The sequence below is a fragment of the uncultured Brevundimonas sp. genome, assembly GCF_937870815.1.
In the GTDB taxonomy this organism is placed as follows: domain Bacteria; phylum Pseudomonadota; class Alphaproteobacteria; order Caulobacterales; family Caulobacteraceae; genus Brevundimonas.
The window spans coordinates 13,186-29,117 of sequence record NZ_CALMZS010000162.1 but is presented as its reverse complement, the minus strand read 5'-3'; the positions used below and the strand labels follow the sequence as shown (position 1 = coordinate 29,117).

The window sequence follows — 15,932 nt, the reverse complement described above, 5'->3', positions numbered from 1 at the left end:
CGAGCAGGTAGCGGGCGTTGAAGCCGATCTCGAACGGCTCCTCCGAATAGCCGATCTCGACCTCCTCGACGCCCTGGCCGGCCTCCATGTTGCGCACCGTCAGGGTGACCCGGTCCAGCTCGAAGGCCAGTTTCACGCTGCGGCTCTTCTCGGCCGAGATGGTCGCCACCCGGTCGACGGCCGAGGCGAAGACGGCGTTGTCGATGTCGGCCTGTTTGTCATTGCCCCGGGGGATGACCCGCATATAGTCGGGGAAGGCCCCGTCGATGACCTTGGAGGTCAGGCTGGCCTGGCCGAATTCGAAGCGGATCTTCTGCGGGCTGACCATGACCTCGACCGGGCCGGAGCCGTCGTCGAGCAGGCGGCGGACCTGATCGACGGTCTTGCGCGGCACGATGACGCCGGGGCCGCCGGCGGCGCCCTCGGGCGCGGGCGTCTCGGCCAGGGCCAGGCGGTGGCCGTCGGTGGCCACGGCGCGCAGCAGCGGTATGCCGGCCTCGGCCACGGTGTGCAGATACAGGCCGTTCAGATAGTAGCGCGTCTCCTCGGTCGAGACCGCGAACCGGGTCTTGTCGATCAGCCGGGCGAGGTCCTCCTTGGGCAGGGAGAAGCGCGTTCCCGAGGTGTCAGTCGACATCACCGGGAAGTCGCCGGCCGGCAGCACCGGCAGGTTGAATTTCGAGCGGCCGGCCTGGACCACCAGCCGCGGGTCGTCGCCATTGTAGCTGAGCGAGACCTCGGCCCCGTCGGGCAACTTGCGGACGATCTCGTAGAGGGTATGCGCCGGGGCGGTGATCTGGCCCTCGACGTTCACCTGGGCCTCGGCCTCGTCGACCATCTCCATGTCGAGGTCGGTGGCGGCGAAGCTGAGCCTGTCGCGGCCGGCGCTGAGCAGGACGTTGGACAGGATCGGAATGGTGTTGCGCCGCTCCACCACGCTCTGCACGTGCCCGAGGGCCTTGAGGAGCGCGGATCGTTCGATGGTCAGCTGCATGTCGTCTCGCCCGGGAGCGGCGACTCAAGGCGTCGCCGCGAATAGAGGGCCTTGGACACTAGCGGATTGGCGGCGCGGGGCAAGGAAGGGGCGGGGGGCCCGGGCCGCGCCATCCGGGCAGAGGCGGCCACTGTCTGTGGACAAAGCGCCCGCGGGCCCGGGGCGGCCGTGACGCTGTGCTGGCAATCGGCGGAATTATAGTCGGATTGCGTGGAAAATCGGTCGCCTTTCCAGACACATCGCCTTTTCTCGACGCGATCTTCCCGCCTGAGGAAAAAGGGGGCGCACAATGGGCGCCATGTGTTTGCCGGTTTTTGAAAATCGAACCCCCGCCGCTCCGCCGCAGGAGCCGCGGAGTCGACAGGGCGAAGTCGCCGGGTCGTTGAAATCCCTCAGGGTCGATGCCGACTCTGCCGACTCTGCCATCGGAATTTCCCGATGCCGACCCTGCCGACTCTGCCACACCGTTTTTTCCTCCCGGACCGGGAGAGAGGCCGTCCCCGGCCGGGCCCTAGCCCCGCAGCTTGCGCGTCAGCGCCTCGACGTCCCGGGCGATCTGGTCGTCCTGGGCCATCAGCTCCTCGATCTTGCGCACGCCGTGCAGGACCGTGGTGTGGTCGCGCCCGCCGAAGCGGCGGCCGATGTCGGGATAGGAGCGGGTGGTGTGCTGCTTGCACAGCCACATGGCGATCTGGCGCGGCCGGGCGACGGCGCGGGTCCGCCGCTCCGACAGCAGGTCGGCCTGCTTCAGGGTGAAATGTTCGGCGACGGTCTTCTGGATCTCGTCGACGGTGATGCGGCGCTCCGGCCCGCCGCGCAGGGCCGAGCCCAGCAGGACCTGGGCCTCGTCGGCGGTCAGGGCGGACAGCCGGGCGCCGGCGACGGCGGCCAGGGTGTTCACGGCGCCCTCCAGCTCGCGCATCGAGCCCGGCGTGCGGTCGACGAGATGCTCGAGAACCTCGGCGCGGGCCTCGCCCGAGACCACGCCGAGCGCGGCCAGCGCCTGGATGCGGCTGCGCGCCACGGCCAGCTTGAGGGCGCGGTCGGCCGGCTCGACCGGGCAGGTCAGGCCCGAGGCGAGGTGGCTGCGCAGGCGCGGCTCGACCTCGGTCAGGGCCATCGGCGGCCGGTCGGCGGACAGCACGATGCGCTTGCCGTCCTCGATCAGGCTGGTCAGGGTGGCCAGCAGCTCGTCCTGGGTCGAGGCCTTGCCGCCGACGAACTGGACATCGTCGATCAGCAGCATGTCGGCGCCGCGCAGACCTTCCTTGAAGGCCGCGGTCGAGCGGTCCTGCATGGCGCGCACGAAGGTCGACAGGAAGCGTTCGGCGGTCAGATAGACCACCCTGGCGTCGGGGCGCAGGCGCTGGGCCTCCCAGGCGATGGCGTTGAGCAGGTGGGTCTTGCCGTAGCCGTAGGGGCCGCAGAAGAAGATCGGGTTGAAGTGGCCGTCGGCCCAGGCCGCGGCCTGGCGGGCGATGGCCAGGGCGAAGGCGTTGCCCTGGCCTTCCACGAAGCTGTCGAAGGTGAGCCGCTCCTGCAGTCCGGCGGCGCGCACGGCCCGGGCCCCGTCGGCGACGGGGCCGTGCGTGGCCAGCGGCATCGGCACGATGTTGGCGGCGGGGGCCTCGGCGCGGCCGGCGGCGACCTGCGAGGCCGGCGGGGTCGAGCCCATCTCGGCGCGGCAACGCACCTCAAGCCGGCGCGCCAGGCCGTCCAGGCCCAGCCACAGCTCGTTCATGCGGCGCAGGGCGTTCTTGCGGACCCAGTCGCGGGCGTAGGCGGTCGGGGTGACGAGGACCAGCTGGCCGGCGCCGTCGGCGCGCACCGCCGAGGGGGCGATATAGGAGCTGAACGCCCCTTCGCCGATCTCGCTGCGCAGGCGACCCGCCGCCTCGGTCCAGATACGATCCGGATCGGTCATCCCCGTCATCTGCGCGCCCCCCGCCATGTCCAGCCACCCGCCCGCCATGTCCAGCCACCCGCCAAAAAGAAACCACCATCCGACGCTCTTCGAGCGGCCTGGATCGGGGACGACTTCTCCTGTCCGCTGCGGCTGGGGCCGCGCGGTGGGGATCATGCTCTCGATCAGACATCTCACGCCGACGCGAAACTGGCCCGCGCCGTGTTCATCCGTGGGGGGATGGAAGTGCGTTAGAGCGCCAAACTTACGCCGGGAGCGGGGGCCGTCAACGCTGATTCGAATCGTCAATTGCAGTTAAATTGTTTGACTCCGCTAAAGCCAAACACTGTCAGCGGAATCCCCGATGTGGCCACTGGAAAAAGCACGAATCCGATCAACGCAGCTTAGCGGCGGACGCGCAAACGGCGAGCGAGCCATTGCTCACTCGCCATTGTAATTACTTGGCTTTGCTGTGACGCCCCAGTGAAAGGCTGTCCGGAGCCGTTGTGTCAGGCGGCCGATATTTTCTTCAGCTGGGCGGCCAGGCGGGAGACCTTGCGCGAGCCCGTGTTCCTGTGGACCACGCCCTTGGAGACGGCGCGCATCAGCTCCGACTGGGCCTCGACGAAGGCGGCCCTGGCGGCGCCGGCGTCGCCCCCCGTCACGGCTTCCTGGAACTTGCGCAGGAAGGTGCGGACGCGCGTGCGGCGCGCCTTGTTCACTTCGGTGCGGGCCGCGATCTTGCGGATCGCTTTCTTGGCGCCGGGGTTGTTGGCCATCAGTCAAACCTTACGAACGGAAACGCCGCGGAGCACTCGTCCACGGCGCGGAAATCTCAAGAGCGCGCGGCTATAGCCGAAAGGGCCGCGGGGTTCAAGCGGCGCCTCGACAATCGCCCGGCCGGACCGGGGTCGGCTGAAACCGCGACGACGCGGGCCCGTTGTTTCACGCATCGCAGAGGAGTCAGCCATGCGCATCTATCGTGTCACCGTGGGCGTCGAAGGCGGCCCCACCCGCACCCTGAAGGTGCCTTCGAAGACCGACGTGCAGGCCGGAGACGCCGCCCTGACGCAGATGGCGGAGGGGGAGTCCATTCTCTCGATCGAGGAGACGGACGATCCCTGGCAGGAGGTCGACGCCCTGCCCGCCGGCACCCAGACCCATCCCGACCAGATCGTCTGAGCGTCTCACCGCCCGGTGAACTTCGGCTTCCGCTTCTCGACGAAGGCGGCCATGCCCTCCTTCTGGTCCTCGAAGGCGAACAGGGAGTGGAACAGGCGCCGTTCGAACTGGACGCCCTGGGTCAGGGTCGTCTCGAGGGCGGCGTTGACCATCTCCTTGTTGGCCATGACGGCCAGGGGGCTCTGCGACGCGATCTTCGCGGCGATGGCGCGGGCTTCGTCGAGCAGGGTTTCGTGCGGGAAGACGCGGCTGACCAGCCCGGCGCGCTCGGCCTCGGTCGCGTCCATCATCCGGGCGGTCAGCACCATGTCCATGGCCTTGGCCTTGCCGACCAGACGGGTCAGCCGCTGCGACCCGCCGATGCCGGGGGCGACGCCGAGGTTGATCTCGGGCTGGCCGAATTTGGCCTTGTCCGAGGCGACGATGAAGTCGCACAGCATGGCCAGCTCGCAGCCGCCGCCGAGGGCGAAGCCGTTGACCGCGGCGATGACCGGCTTCCTGAACCGGGTGATGCGGTCGTGGCCGAGGGCGAAGAAATTGGCCTTGTATATCTGGGCGTAGGTCTGGTCCTGCATCTCCTTGATGTCGGCCCCGGCGGCGAAGGCCTTGTCGCCCGCGCCGGTCAGGATCAGGCAGCGCACCCCGTCGTCATGCTCGACCGCGTCGAGGAAGGCGGCGAGGTCCCTGAACAGCGCGGAGTTGAGCGCGTTCAACGCCTCGGGCCGGTTCAGGGTCGCCAGCGCATAGCCGTCGGCGTGGCGCTCGATCAGCAGGGTGGAATAGACGTCGGTCATGCGGGCGCTCCTCGATGTTTGGGAGGTCATACAGAAGCAGGGGTGAGGAGTGCTAGTGAGCAAGAGGTGAGCGAGCTGGAGCCGCTGCCCGCGAAACGGCTCACCCCCTGCTCACCAGCTCGGCCATCGGTACTTTAACCCCGCCGACATTGACGCCGCGCGGCAGGGCGATCCGGTGGGTCATGGGGCTCTCCAGCTTTTCGCGATCCGCCAATCATGCCACGACTGGCTCATTGTGGGGGGCGACATGACGGCGAAAGAATACCTTCTCGGCCTGACGGCCATCATCTCGGGCCTGGCCATCGCCGACATGGTGGTGAGCCTGCATCACCTGCTGATGGCGTCCCGGCGGGTCCGCTGGGACTGGCTGGCGCTGACCGCCGCGACCTACGCCTTCTATGTTCTGGTGTTCAGCTGGTGGGTGGGATGGCGATCGTTCGACGATCCCGACATCAACAACCTGACGCTCGGGACCTTTTTTCTCGTCCTCGCGCAACTGGTGCTGATGTATCTGGCCGCGCGCGCCGCGCTGCCGGATTCGGTGCCTGACGAGGGTCTCGACCTGAAGGAACACTATGCGAGGGTCAGCCGCTACGTCTGGAGCGCGGTATCCTTGCTTCAAGGCCTTGTGCTGTCGTTGTCCGCCTTCGAGGCTGTCATCGACGGCACGCCCGGACTGGCGAACTTCTGGCCTCTGCTGGTGTCGCTGGCGCTCGTCCTTCCTCTGGTGATCGTGCGTCGTCGTGTCCTGCACATGATCCTGGTCCCGCTCATTACGGTCATCCTCATCGCCACGACCTTGAACCTGCCGCTGACGCCGGCCTGATCATTGCCCCTGACAGGCCGGACAATAGAAGGTCGAGCGCCCGGCCTGGACGATGCGCCTCACCACGCCGGGGCAACCGTCGCCCCTAACTGACCCATGACACGGCTTTGCCTCGCGCCCGTAAACGTCGAACCGGTGCTGGAAATAGCCCTGCCCGCCCTCGGCGTTGGCGAAGTCGCGCAGCGTCGAGCCGCCCGCCTCGATGGCGTCGGCCAGAACGTCGCGGACCACGGCGGCGAGGGTCTCCAGGCGCGGCCTCGACAGCCTGCCGGCGGCGACCAAGGGCGAGATGCGGGCCCGATACAGCGCCTCGCAGACATAGATGTTGCCGAGGCCGGCGACGATGCGCTGGTCGAGCAGGCTGACCTTGATGCTCTGTTTCTTTCCGGCGAAGGCCCCGGCCAGGTGGGCGCCCGAGAAGCCGTTGCCCAGCGGCTCCGGACCGAGGGCCGCGAACCACGGATGTGTCTCTATATCGGCGGTCGGGATCAGGCCCATGAAGCCGAAGCGGCGCGCGTCGGCGAAGCCGACCCGGGTGGCGGCGCCCGCTTTGACCGCGCACAGGCTGACGTGCTCGTGCTTGCCGGCGACGGGCGCCGCCTCCTCGAACTCGCCCAGCTGGACGCCGTCGACGGTGAACCGGCCGGTCATGCCCAGATGGGTCACCCAGGTCTCGCCGGTCGACAGCGGCATGAGCAGGTATTTGGCGCGGCGGTCGACGCGTTCGACGACGGCTCCTTCCAGCCGCGCGGCGAACCGCTCCGGAAAGGGGAAGCGCAGGTCGGGCCGGTTCTGCCGCACGCCGGTCAGGCGCGCGCCTTCGAGGACCGGCTGCAGGCCGCGGCGGACGGTCTCGACCTCGGGAAGCTCGGGCATGGCCGAGGGTTTAGAGCGCCGCGCCGCGCCTGGCGAGGGCGGCGGCCCGGTCAGCGGCCGGCGGCGGCCCCGGGGCGGGGACAGGGCGGCGGGCGACGGATCGCCGGCGGCGGCCCCTCCAGCAGGTAGAGGCGCCGGCGGCGGGTCGCGCCGGGGCCGCTGGCGACCTCCAGTTCGCCGAGGTCGCCGACGCGCGCCCAGCCGGCGAACCGCCCGGCCCCCTCGCATCCGGCCACGGCGAGGACCGGCCCCCGGGCCGCGGCCGCCGGGGTCAGGGCGCGCTCCATCTGGAAATGATCCTCGGGCCGCGGACCGGCCGGCGGCCAGACCGAGACTTCGGGCCCTTGGTCGCGTCCGTAGTAGAGCAGGGCGGCGGCGTCGGGCCGGGTCTCGGCCACGACCGTCGCGGCCCCGGCGCGGCCGGCCCGGATCCCGACCGCCTCGCCCAAGGCGCGCCATCCGAGGGTCCGTTCGTACACGGCCCGCCCGCCGATCGACAGCCGCCCGGCGTTGGCGTCGGCCAGCGGCAGGGCGACCTGCAGCGCCAGGCCCGCGACCAGCCCGCCGGCCAGCCAGCCGACGGCCCCGCGCCGCTCCAGCAGGGCGCTGCCGAGGATGAAGACGGCGACCAGGGCGGCGGCGGCCCAGTTGGCGTGGGCCCGGGTGACCAGGGCGACCCCGGTGAGCGCGACGAGGATCGGCGCGGAGAAGGCCAGCAGCATCCGGTCCGCCGGCCGCGTCAGCCGTCCGGCCCCGGCCAAGGTCGCGGCGAAGACCACCGGACCGGCCAGCACGAACTGGGCGGCCACGAAGGCGAGGGCGTCGGCCAGGCCCGGCGTCGCCCCGCCCCCGGTCGCATTGTCGGCGGTGTGTCTGAGCGTGGCCAGGCCGTGCCCGGCCTGCCAGACCAGGTTCGGCGTCAGCGCCAGGGCGCCGGCGGCCAGCCCGCCCCACCCGGCCGGCCGCCGCAGCGCCGCCCGGGAGGCGGGATCGACCAGGGCGGCGACCAGCACGCAGCCGGCGAAATACAGCATGGCGTATTTCGACAGCAGACCCAGGCCGAAGGCGGCGGCCAGCAGCACGCCCCAGCCGGGGCCGCCCCCGGCCCTGAGCCGCACGAAGGCCAGCAGCGCCAGGGCCCAGAAGGCCAGCAGGGGCGCGTCGGTCGAGATGATGCGCGCGGAATAGGCGGCCCCCGGGGCCAGCAGCGCCGCCAGGCCGGCCCAGACCGCGAGCCGCCGCCCGTACAGGGTGGCGGCCGCGCCGGCGACGGCCGCCGCCGTGACCGCCCAGGCCAGGGCCGAGGGCGCGCGCACGCAGGCCTCGCCGGAGCCGCACACCGACTGCGACAGGGCGATCAGCCAGGCCACCATCGGCGGCTTCGAATAATAGCCCCAGGCCGGCTGCTGGGCCCAGCTCCAGTACTGGGCCTCGTCGACATAGAGGTCGGTCGCCGATCCCGTGAGGGCGAGCAGGCGCAGGGCGGTCACGGCCGCGATCGCCAGCCCCAGCGCCGTCCACGGGCGGCGTTCGAACCAGGCCGGCGGTCCGGCGGTCAGGCGGCGGCGGGCGTCGCGGCCTCGGACGGGCGCGGTCGGCGCGCCAGCCCCGGCGCCCTCACCATCAGGCGGAACAACACCGCGAAAATCAGTCCGCTGATCGACCATGACAATACGACGTCAGAGAGGAAATGACCGCCGAAGGCAAGGCGGTTGAGCGACAGCAGGAAGGCGTAGGCGACGACCGGGCCGGCCAGCGCCGGCCGCCAACCGGCCGGAACCAGGACCAGGGCGGCGACCATCCAGGCCGCCGACGAGGCCTCGCCGCTGGTGAAGGAGCAGTTCGACTGGCACCACTCGCTGATGCGCCAGACCGGCTGATACGGGGCCTCGCCGCCGAAGACGTCGACCATCACCGGGCGCGGCCGGCCCCAGTGGGACTTGAGCAGGCCGTTGACCACCAGGCCCGGGCCGATCGCCAGCGCCGCCAGCAGAAAGCCCGACCGGCGGGCCTGGACGACGGCGCCCGGACCGCGCCGGGCGGCCAGCCAGCCCAGCCGCACGATCAGGCCGATCACCAGGACGGCAAGGCACAGGTCGGCGCTCTTGCGGAAGGCGCGCAGCAGCGGGTTCTGGCTCAGGTCGAAGCCGGTCTCGGCCCGGTAGAACAGCTCGCTGGCGGCCAGGTCGAGGCCCGGAAAGGCGAGGAAGAGGACGCTGAATCCCACCACCGCCGTCAGACACAGGCCGATCGGACCTTGCGGCCGGGGCAGGGCCGCAGCCGCCAGACCCGCGCGGGACAGCGCCAGCGCCGCCCGCCGGCGCCATCCGCCCCGTCCTGTCGCGGGCCGTGCGGCGTCCGGCCATCCGCCCAGCTCGATCCCGGTCATCACGCTCCCGCCCGTGTTTCCGGGCCCGATGTGCCCGAGTCGTGCGTCACGCGACCGATGCTTTTGGCTCGCCGGGATGTCGGTTTGCCGACGCCCCGGCGACATTCGATCCGGACCGGGACGGGCTGCGCGCGGGCGGTCGGGGGGGCGGCCGCCCTCTCCCCGCCGCTTTCGTCAGGGATACAACCGCCGTTCCGTCAGCGCGTGCTCGCCGCGCACTGGCGTTTCCGCGTGCGCCCCTGTAAGAGGCGCGCGCTCCCCGCACCGTCGCCAAAATCCAGCGGCCCGCTCTCGCTCGGCCGCCCTGCACGTCTGATAGTCAAATGAACCTGCGCAACGTCGCCATCATCGCCCACGTCGACCACGGCAAGACCACCCTGGTCGACCAGCTGCTCGCCCAGTCCGGCGTGTTCCGGGCCAATGAGGCCCAGTCCGAGCGGGCGATGGACTCCAACGACCAGGAAAAGGAACGGGGCATCACCATCCTCGCCAAATGCACCTCGGTGTTGTGGCACGGCGAGACGGGCGACACCCGCATCAACATCATCGACACCCCCGGCCACGCCGACTTCGGCGGCGAGGTCGAGCGCATCCTCGGCATGGTGGACGGCTGCGTCCTGCTGGTCGACGCCGAAGAGGGCGTCATGCCCCAGACCAAATTCGTGCTGACCAAGGCGCTGAAGATGGGCCTCAAGCCGATCCTCTGCATCAACAAGGTCGACCGGCCCCACGCCGATCCCGACAAGGTCCACAACGCCGCCTTCGACCTGTTCGCCGCCATCGGCGCGACGGACGAGCAGCTCGACTTCCCGCACATCTACGCCTCGGGCCGGGCCGGCTGGGCGACGATGGATCTGAACCAGCCATCCGACAATCTGAACGCCCTGTTCGAGCTGATCGTCAAACACGTGCCCGAGCCGAAGGTCGTCGAGAACAAGGACAAGCCGTTCCAGATCCTCAATGTGCTGATCGAGAGCGACCCGTTTCTCGGCCGCCTGCTGACCGGCCGGATCGAGAGCGGCAAGGCCGTTCCGGGCATGGCCATCAAGGCCCTGTCGCGCGACGGCAAGACCATCGAACAGGGCCGCATCACCAAGGTGCTGGCCTTCCGCGGCCTGAAGCGCCAGCCGGTCGACGAGGCCGAGGCGGGCGACATCGTCGCCATCGCCGGCATGTCCAAGGCCACCGTGGCCGACACCCTGTGCGCGCTGGAAGTCACCGAGGCCCTGCCGGCCCAGCCGATCGATCCGCCGACCATCTCGATGACCGTCTCGGTCAACGACAGCCCGCTGGCCGGGCGCGAGGGCGACAAGGTCCAGTCGCGGGTGATCCGCGACCGCCTGCTCAGGGAGGCCGAGGCCAATGTCGCCATCCGCGTCACCGAGACCGGCGGCAAGGACGCCTTCGAGGTGGCCGGGCGCGGCGAACTGCAGCTGGGCGTGCTGATCGAGAACATGCGCCGCGAAGGCTTCGAACTGTCGATCAGCCGGCCGCGGGTGGTCTATCAGACCGGCGAGAACGGCGAGCGGCTGGAGCCGATCGAGGACGTGGTCATCGACGTCGACGACGAATACACCGGGGTGGTCATCGAGAAGCTGTCGGCCCGCAAGGCCGAGCTGAAGGACATGGGACCGTCGGGCGCCGGCAAGACGCGCCTGACGCTGAAGTCGCCGTCGCGCTCGCTGATCGGCTACCAGGGCGAGTTCCTGACCGACACGCGCGGTTCGGGCGTGCTGAACCGGGTGTTCAGCCACTATGAGCCGCACAAGGGGGCCATCGAGGGCCGGCTGAAGGGCGTGCTGGTCTCGAACGGCGACGGCGAGACCGCCGCCTTCGCCCTGTGGAACCTCGAGGAGCGCGGCGTGATGTTCGTCGGCGCCGGCGAGAAGACCTACCAGGGCATGATCATCGGCGAGAACGCCCGCTGGGACGATCTCGACGTCAATCCGATGAAGGCCAAGCAGCTGAACAACATCCGCGCCTCGGGCAAGGACGAGGCGGTGCGCCTGACGCCCCCGCGGCGGCCGTCGCTCGAGCAGGCCATCGCCTATATCGAGGAGGACGAGCTGGTCGAGGTGACGCCCAAGTCGATCCGGCTGCGCAAGCAGGTGCTGAACCCGAGCTTCCGCAAGAAGCGCGTCCGCGAGGAGTGACCCCTCGCCGGGCCGGGCCGCCGGCGCCGCAATCGGGCCAATCGCGGCGATCGCGGGGCCATTTCAGGGCCGACGCAACAATCCCCTTCCGCCCCGAGTTTGCAGCGTGGTGCGAGCCCTTCCGCTCGCTTTAGTGCAAGGCAGAAGATCATGCGAAAGTCCGCGCTCCTGACCGGGGCCGCCGGCCTGTTCCTGATGACCGCTCCGGCGATCGCCCAGGACGGCACGGCCCCGCAAACGCCGCCCGCGACGACGCCGCCGACGCAGTCGTCCCAGGCCCCCACCCTGACCCTTCAGCCCGGCATGACCGTGCGCGGCGGCGACGGCGAGCTCGGCGTCCTCGTCGGCGCCCGGATGAACGGCGACCGCCAGCAGCTGACCGTCCGCGGGGCCGACGGCACGGTCAGGGCCGTGCCGATCGACGGCATCCGCCAGGAGGGTGAGGTGGTCGTCGTCGACTTCACCGTCGAGCAGTTCGGCGCCGCCGAGGCGGTGACCACGCCCGCGGTCCCGGCCACGCCCGCCGATCCCGGCGTGACGCCCGCGACCCCGGCCACGCCCGCGGTTCCCGCCAATCGCAGCGCCGATGATGCGGACGACGGCGACGACACCGACGACGCCGACGATGACGCCGACACCGGCGATGACACCGGCGATGACACCGGCGATGACGCTGACGATGACGCCGACACCGACACTGGCGACGACGCCGGCGAGGACGATGATGCCGACGACGTTACGGACGGAACGGGCGATGACGCGGGCGAGACTCCGGACGTCGACGACGGCGAGACGCCGGACATCGACGACGACGAAGCTCACCAGGCCGCCCCGGCCACGCCCGCCGTGCCCGCCACGCCGGCGGATCCGGGCGTGACCCCGGCCACCCCGGCGACGCCCGCGGTTCCGGCCCCGCCGGTTCAACCGGGCGTCGCGCACGCCGTTCCGGCCGAACCGGCCCAGCCGGCCAGCCCGCCGGACCGGACCCCGCCGAACCTGCCGTCGGACAATCCGGCCTCTCCCCCGGCCGGGGAGGGATCGGGCCGGGACCCCGGCAAGCCGGGCGCCTGACCGACCGGCGCCGGAAATGAAAAGGGCGGCTCCTTCCGGAGCCGCCCTTCTTGCTGCCTGTGCGGCGACCGGTCAGGCCCGTCGCTTCACCAGTCCCAGCAGGAACAGCAGGATGATCGCGCCGACGGTGGCGACGATGATGCCGATGATCCAGTTCCCGCCGGCGTCGCCGCCCAGCAGGGTGTTGTAGAGGAAGCCGCCGACCAGGGCGCCGACGACGCCGACGATCAGATTGGTCAGGAGGCCGTGATTGCGCCCCATGATCTGTTCAGCCAGCCAGCCGGCGATAATGCCGATCACAATCCACGCAATCCATCCAAACCCGCTCATAGTCCGCTCCTTCCAGGAATGATCGATGGCCGTTTAATGCGCTGGAACCGTTACGGTTGCGGCGCTGTCATCCAATGAATCCTGTTCGTCGGTTATCCCCTCCGGCGGGAAGGCGGCACGAGCCTTGCCGCTTGCAGGGCGAGCCGTCCCGCATCGGGACAGGTTGGGAACAAGGGGAATTGGGGCCATGGCCACCGACATCGACCTTCACCTCGGACGTCGCCTGCGCCGGCGCCGGCGGCTGCTCGGCCTGACGCAGCAGCAGCTGGCCAGCCAGGTCGGCATCCGCTTCCAGCAGATCCAGAAGTACGAATGCGGCGCCAACCGCATCTCGGCCGCCCGGCTGTGGCAGCTGGCCGAGGCCCTGGAGTCGCCGGTCAGCTATTTCTACGACGGCCTGGAAGAGGCCATCGAGCGCCGGGAGGCGGCCAACCAGGGCGGCGAGATGTTTTCCCGCAAGGAGACGCTCGATCTGATCCAGGCCTATTACCAGCTCGGCGAACGGCCGCGCCGGCGGCTGCTCGACCTGGCCAAGTCGCTGCACGCCGAGGGCGAAACGGCCTGATCCGCCCGCAATGACGCCGTGACATGAGGGCGGGGCGTGAGTATCCCGCCTGCATGACCGAGTATGAAGCCTTCGCCGTGGAGCTGGCCCGAGAGGCGGCGCGCGTATCCCTGCCGTATTTTCGCGGAGCCTGCGAGCCGACGGACAAGGGCGGCGCGGCCGGCTTCGATCCGGTCACCCAGGCCGACCGCGAGGCCGAGGCGGCCCTGCGCCGCCTGATCGCCGGCCGCTATCCGGACCACGGAGTCATCGGCGAGGAATACGGCGAGGACCGGCCCGAGGCCGAGCACGTCTGGATTCTCGACCCGATCGACGGCACCCGCGCCTTCATCGCCGGCCTGCCGCTGTGGACCAATCTGATCGCCCTGAGGGCGGCCGGCCGGCCGGTGGCCGGGGCGATCGGCCAGCCCTATCTCGACGAGATCTTCCTCGGCGGCCCCTCGGGGGCGCGCCTGCTGGCCGCCGGCCGCGAGACGGCGCTGGCGGTGCGGCCCTGCCCCCGCCTGGACGAGGCCCTGATCGCCACCACCGATCCCGACCTGTTCACCGGGGCCGAACTGGGCGCCTGGACCCAGGTGCGCGCGGCCGCCCGCCTGGCCCGGCTGGGCTGCGACGCCTACGCCTACGCCATGCTGGCTTCGGGGCGGATCGACCTGGTGGCCGAGAGCGCGCTCAGGGTCTGGGACTGGTCGGCGCTGGTCCCGGTGATCGAGGCGGCCGGCGGCGAGGTGACCAACTGGCGCGGCGGAGCCCCCGACGGCGGCGGCCAGATCCTGGCCGTGGGCGACGCCCGTCTGCGCGACCAGGCCCTGGTCGCCCTGCGCCGGGCCGCCCTCTAGCTGTTGAGGCTCCACATCTAGCCGGCCGTGGTCGGCTCGCGCTCCGCCGGCGGACCCGGGATCGGCGACAGGTCCTCGACCGGCGAGACATAGGCGCCCATGGCGTCGAACTCCTCGAGGAAGATCGCCCGGCGCTCGTCGGTCTCCATGATGACCTCGTGTCTGGCCCCGGGGATCTCGACATAGCGGCCGCGGCCCAGCCGCCGCGCGGCCCATTTGTTGGTCTGCTTCCAGACCCGGTCGTCCTCGCCCGCCTGGACGATGGCCACCGGCACGCGCACGGACTTCAGGGCCTTGGGCTTGAGCGCCCGCTCGCCGGCGTCCAGGGCGAAGGCCAGCCAGCCCCAGGTGGGTCCGCCGACGGCCAGGTGGGGGCAGGCGTAGAGCTGCTGGCGCCACTGTTCGTAGCGGCTCTCGTCGGTGGTCAGGGCGTCCTTTTCGAAGGTGTGGTCGAAGGGGTCGTCGGGATCGTCGAGCACATAGTCGCCGGCCTTGCCGTGGCGCAGGTTCCAGCGCACCGCCAGCTTGACCGACCACATCGACCGCTTGCCGGTCTTGATGCGCAGCATCGGACTGGTCAGAAGGGCCCCCGAGAACCGCTCGTCGCCGCCCTGCAGCGTCATCAGGTTCAGCACCGCGCCCATCGAATGGCCGACCATGATCCACGGCCGCGGCGCGCGGTCCTCATAGGCCTCGAGCAGACGGGCGTAGTCGTCGAGGAATTCCTCGACCGCGCGAGCGTGTCCCTTCAGCCGGTCCGGCAGCAGGCGCGCCGACAGCCCCTGGCCGCGCCAGTCGTGGGCGAGGACGCACCAGCCGCGGGCCAGGAAATTGCCGATCACCTCGAAATATTTCTCGATCGGCTCCGTCCGGCCCGGACTCAGGATGACGGTCCCGCGCGGCTTGGGGGTGACCAGCGACGACGGGGTCCAGAAGGCCGCGCGCAGGCGCAGGCCGCCGGCTCCGCGGAACCATTCGCCGGTTCCTCCCGGGGGCGAAGAGGCGCCTGGCACTCCCATCAGGGGGGCGTTGGCGGCGTAGGCGGCGGCTCGGCTCACTCGGGTTTCCTGAATCTCAAGGTCATGCGGTCGCTTTCGCCGATCTCGTCGTATTTCGACCGGTCGAAGGTCGGGTCCGGCGGCGATCCGCGCGGCGCGGTCAGGCCCATGGGGGGCAGGGTCTCGGCGCCGAACGGATGGTCCTTGGTATCCCTTTCGTTCGCGTTGATTTCGGAGGCGGCCACGAAGACGAAGCCGGCCTCCGCGGCCAGCTGTTTGACGAACGCCTCCTGCACATATCCGTTCGCCGCGGTCGGATCCTGGTCCTTGTCGGGCTCCAGCCGGTGCTGCTCGACGCCCAGCACGCCGCCCGGCCGCAGCGCGGCGTAGGCGTCGGCGAAGGCCTTTTCGGCGATGCCGGCGGCCATCCAGGCGTGGATGCTGCGCATGAACAGGGCCATGTCGACCGTCCCGGCCGGGGCCACCGGGCCCGAGCTGGGGCCGAACTCCGACAGTTCGACGTCGCCGTAGAGCCGGCGGTCGGTGGTGAACCGCTTCTGGAAGGCCGCGGTCAGCTGGGTCTGGGCCGGATCGGCCCCGGGGCCGGTCTGGAAGCCGGCGGCGATGTAGCGTCCGCCGCCCTCGGCCAGATAGGGGGCCACGATCTCCGTCCACCAGCCGCTTCCGGGCCAGAAGTCGACCACCGTCATGTGCGGCTGGAGGCCGAAGAAACGCAGCGTCTCCATCGGGTGGCGCCAGGCGTCGCGGGCCCGGTCCTGGGCCCGCCACGGTCCGGCCACGGCCCATTCCAGCGAGCCCTTGGGCGGGCCGTCCGGCTGGGGCGGGGGCTCGGCGGTCCTTTCGCGGCCGCAGCCGGACAGGACCAGCAGGGCGGCGCCGCCGGACAGCACGCCCCGGCGCGACGCGAACGATCGCCCAGCCTGTGTTCGTTCAGCCATTCACGTCCCCCGCGAGACGTCCGCGCCGTCCGGTCCGCCCCCGTCGGGGCAAG

General features: G+C 70.7%; 16 protein-coding genes. 6 read left to right on the top strand and 10 right to left on the bottom strand.

The annotated features are described in order from the left end of the window. From dnaN to rpsT, 3 genes are all read right to left on the bottom strand, one after another. On the bottom strand, positions 1–994 hold a 994-nt coding region (gene dnaN, locus Q0588_RS10640), incomplete at its 3' end, for a DNA polymerase III subunit beta (RefSeq protein WP_298745931.1). Between the two features lie 511 nt (positions 995–1,505). After that, positions 1,506–2,918 carry a chromosomal replication initiator protein DnaA gene (gene dnaA, locus Q0588_RS10635; protein ID WP_366872864.1) on the bottom strand — a complete coding sequence of 471 codons (1,413 nt, stop codon included), beginning with the start codon at positions 2,916–2,918 and terminating at the stop codon, positions 1,506–1,508. A 488-nt stretch (positions 2,919–3,406) separates the two neighbouring features. Beyond that, positions 3,407–3,676 carry a 30S ribosomal protein S20 gene (rpsT, locus tag Q0588_RS10630; RefSeq protein ID WP_298745929.1) on the bottom strand — a complete coding sequence of 90 codons (270 nt, stop codon included), beginning with the start codon at positions 3,674–3,676 and terminating at the stop codon, positions 3,407–3,409. A gap of 190 nt (positions 3,677–3,866) precedes the next feature. Between rpsT and Q0588_RS10625 the strand changes: the two genes are divergently transcribed. Then, positions 3,867–4,079 (top strand): hypothetical protein, encoded by a 213-nt coding sequence (locus Q0588_RS10625; RefSeq protein WP_298745928.1) that lies wholly within the window; start codon positions 3,867–3,869, stop codon positions 4,077–4,079. 5 nt (positions 4,080–4,084) lie between these two features. On the opposite strand, the gene Q0588_RS10620 is transcribed toward Q0588_RS10625, so the two are convergent. Next, positions 4,085–4,873, bottom strand: coding sequence for an enoyl-CoA hydratase-related protein (locus Q0588_RS10620; RefSeq protein ID WP_298745927.1), 789 nt, complete (start codon positions 4,871–4,873; stop codon positions 4,085–4,087). 247 nt (positions 4,874–5,120) lie between these two features. Between Q0588_RS10620 and Q0588_RS10615 the strand changes: the two genes are divergently transcribed. Continuing rightward, entirely contained in the window at positions 5,121–5,699 is a 579-nt protein-coding gene (locus Q0588_RS10615) for a hypothetical protein (RefSeq protein ID WP_298745926.1), read from the top strand. Here the strand turns inward: Q0588_RS10615 and mutM are convergent, their stop codons facing one another. From mutM to Q0588_RS10600, 3 genes are all read right to left on the bottom strand, one after another. Further along, on the bottom strand, positions 5,700–6,575 hold the full coding sequence (mutM, locus tag Q0588_RS10610; RefSeq protein ID WP_298745925.1) for a bifunctional DNA-formamidopyrimidine glycosylase/DNA-(apurinic or apyrimidinic site) lyase: 876 nt from the start codon (positions 6,573–6,575) through the stop codon (positions 5,700–5,702). A 50-nt stretch (positions 6,576–6,625) separates the two neighbouring features. Next, positions 6,626–8,065, bottom strand: coding sequence for a glycosyltransferase family 39 protein (locus Q0588_RS10605; protein WP_298745924.1), 1,440 nt, complete (start codon positions 8,063–8,065; stop codon positions 6,626–6,628). Between the two features lie 65 nt (positions 8,066–8,130). After that, positions 8,131–8,964, bottom strand: a complete 834-nt coding sequence (locus Q0588_RS10600) for a phosphatase PAP2 family protein (protein ID WP_298745923.1) — start codon at positions 8,962–8,964, stop codon at positions 8,131–8,133. 323 nt (positions 8,965–9,287) lie between these two features. Between Q0588_RS10600 and typA the strand changes: the two genes are divergently transcribed. Both typA and Q0588_RS10590 read left to right on the top strand, forming a co-directional pair. Then, the gene (gene typA / locus Q0588_RS10595; protein WP_298745922.1) at positions 9,288–11,117 is read left to right on the top strand and encodes a translational GTPase TypA; all 1,830 of its coding nucleotides are present in this window, start codon (positions 9,288–9,290) and stop codon (positions 11,115–11,117) included. Between the two features lie 150 nt (positions 11,118–11,267). Further along, positions 11,268–12,188 carry a hypothetical protein gene (locus Q0588_RS10590; RefSeq protein WP_298745921.1) on the top strand — a complete coding sequence of 307 codons (921 nt, stop codon included), beginning with the start codon at positions 11,268–11,270 and terminating at the stop codon, positions 12,186–12,188. Between the two features lie 72 nt (positions 12,189–12,260). On the opposite strand, the gene Q0588_RS10585 is transcribed toward Q0588_RS10590, so the two are convergent. Beyond that, positions 12,261–12,518 carry a GlsB/YeaQ/YmgE family stress response membrane protein gene (locus Q0588_RS10585; RefSeq protein ID WP_298745920.1) on the bottom strand — a complete coding sequence of 86 codons (258 nt, stop codon included), beginning with the start codon at positions 12,516–12,518 and terminating at the stop codon, positions 12,261–12,263. Positions 12,519–12,696: 178 nt separating this feature from the next. On the opposite strand from Q0588_RS10585, the gene Q0588_RS10580 reads away from it, so the two are divergent. Both Q0588_RS10580 and hisN read left to right on the top strand, forming a co-directional pair. Then, positions 12,697–13,083 carry a helix-turn-helix transcriptional regulator gene (locus Q0588_RS10580; RefSeq protein WP_298745932.1) on the top strand — a complete coding sequence of 129 codons (387 nt, stop codon included), beginning with the start codon at positions 12,697–12,699 and terminating at the stop codon, positions 13,081–13,083. Positions 13,084–13,136: 53 nt separating this feature from the next. After that, entirely contained in the window at positions 13,137–13,922 is a 786-nt protein-coding gene (hisN, locus tag Q0588_RS10575; protein WP_298745919.1) for a histidinol-phosphatase, read from the top strand. Positions 13,923–13,939: 17 nt separating this feature from the next. On the opposite strand, the gene Q0588_RS10570 is transcribed toward hisN, so the two are convergent. Together Q0588_RS10570 and Q0588_RS10565 are read right to left on the bottom strand one after the other, a co-directional pair. After that, a complete protein-coding gene (locus Q0588_RS10570; protein WP_298745918.1) occupies positions 13,940–14,980 on the bottom strand; it encodes an alpha/beta hydrolase in 1,041 nt (346 codons plus the stop codon). Beyond that, the gene (locus Q0588_RS10565; RefSeq protein WP_298745917.1) at positions 14,977–15,879 is read right to left on the bottom strand and encodes a methyltransferase; all 903 of its coding nucleotides are present in this window, start codon (positions 15,877–15,879) and stop codon (positions 14,977–14,979) included. Before Q0588_RS10565 ends, Q0588_RS10570 begins: the two co-directional genes overlap by 4 nt. Between the last annotated feature and the right edge of the window lie 53 nt (positions 15,880–15,932).

Coding starts and splice junctions, on each gene's coding strand:
- dnaA (WP_366872864.1), bottom strand. CDS start 2,918: ATGACCGATCCGGATCGTATCTGGACCGAGGCGGCGGGTCGCCTGCGC.
- rpsT (WP_298745929.1), bottom strand. CDS start 3,676: ATGGCCAACAACCCCGGCGCCAAGAAAGCGATCCGCAAGATCGCGGCC.
- Q0588_RS10625 (WP_298745928.1), top strand. CDS start 3,867: ATGCGCATCTATCGTGTCACCGTGGGCGTCGAAGGCGGCCCCACCCGC.
- Q0588_RS10620 (WP_298745927.1), bottom strand. CDS start 4,873: ATGACCGACGTCTATTCCACCCTGCTGATCGAGCGCCACGCCGACGGC.
- Q0588_RS10615 (WP_298745926.1), top strand. CDS start 5,121: ATGACGGCGAAAGAATACCTTCTCGGCCTGACGGCCATCATCTCGGGC.
- mutM (WP_298745925.1), bottom strand. CDS start 6,575: ATGCCCGAGCTTCCCGAGGTCGAGACCGTCCGCCGCGGCCTGCAGCCG.
- Q0588_RS10600 (WP_298745923.1), bottom strand. CDS start 8,964: ATGACCGGGATCGAGCTGGGCGGATGGCCGGACGCCGCACGGCCCGCG.
- typA (WP_298745922.1), top strand. CDS start 9,288: ATGAACCTGCGCAACGTCGCCATCATCGCCCACGTCGACCACGGCAAG.
- Q0588_RS10590 (WP_298745921.1), top strand. CDS start 11,268: ATGCGAAAGTCCGCGCTCCTGACCGGGGCCGCCGGCCTGTTCCTGATG.
- Q0588_RS10585 (WP_298745920.1), bottom strand. CDS start 12,518: ATGAGCGGGTTTGGATGGATTGCGTGGATTGTGATCGGCATTATCGCC.
- hisN (WP_298745919.1), top strand. CDS start 13,137: ATGACCGAGTATGAAGCCTTCGCCGTGGAGCTGGCCCGAGAGGCGGCG.
- Q0588_RS10565 (WP_298745917.1), bottom strand. CDS start 15,879: ATGGCTGAACGAACACAGGCTGGGCGATCGTTCGCGTCGCGCCGGGGC.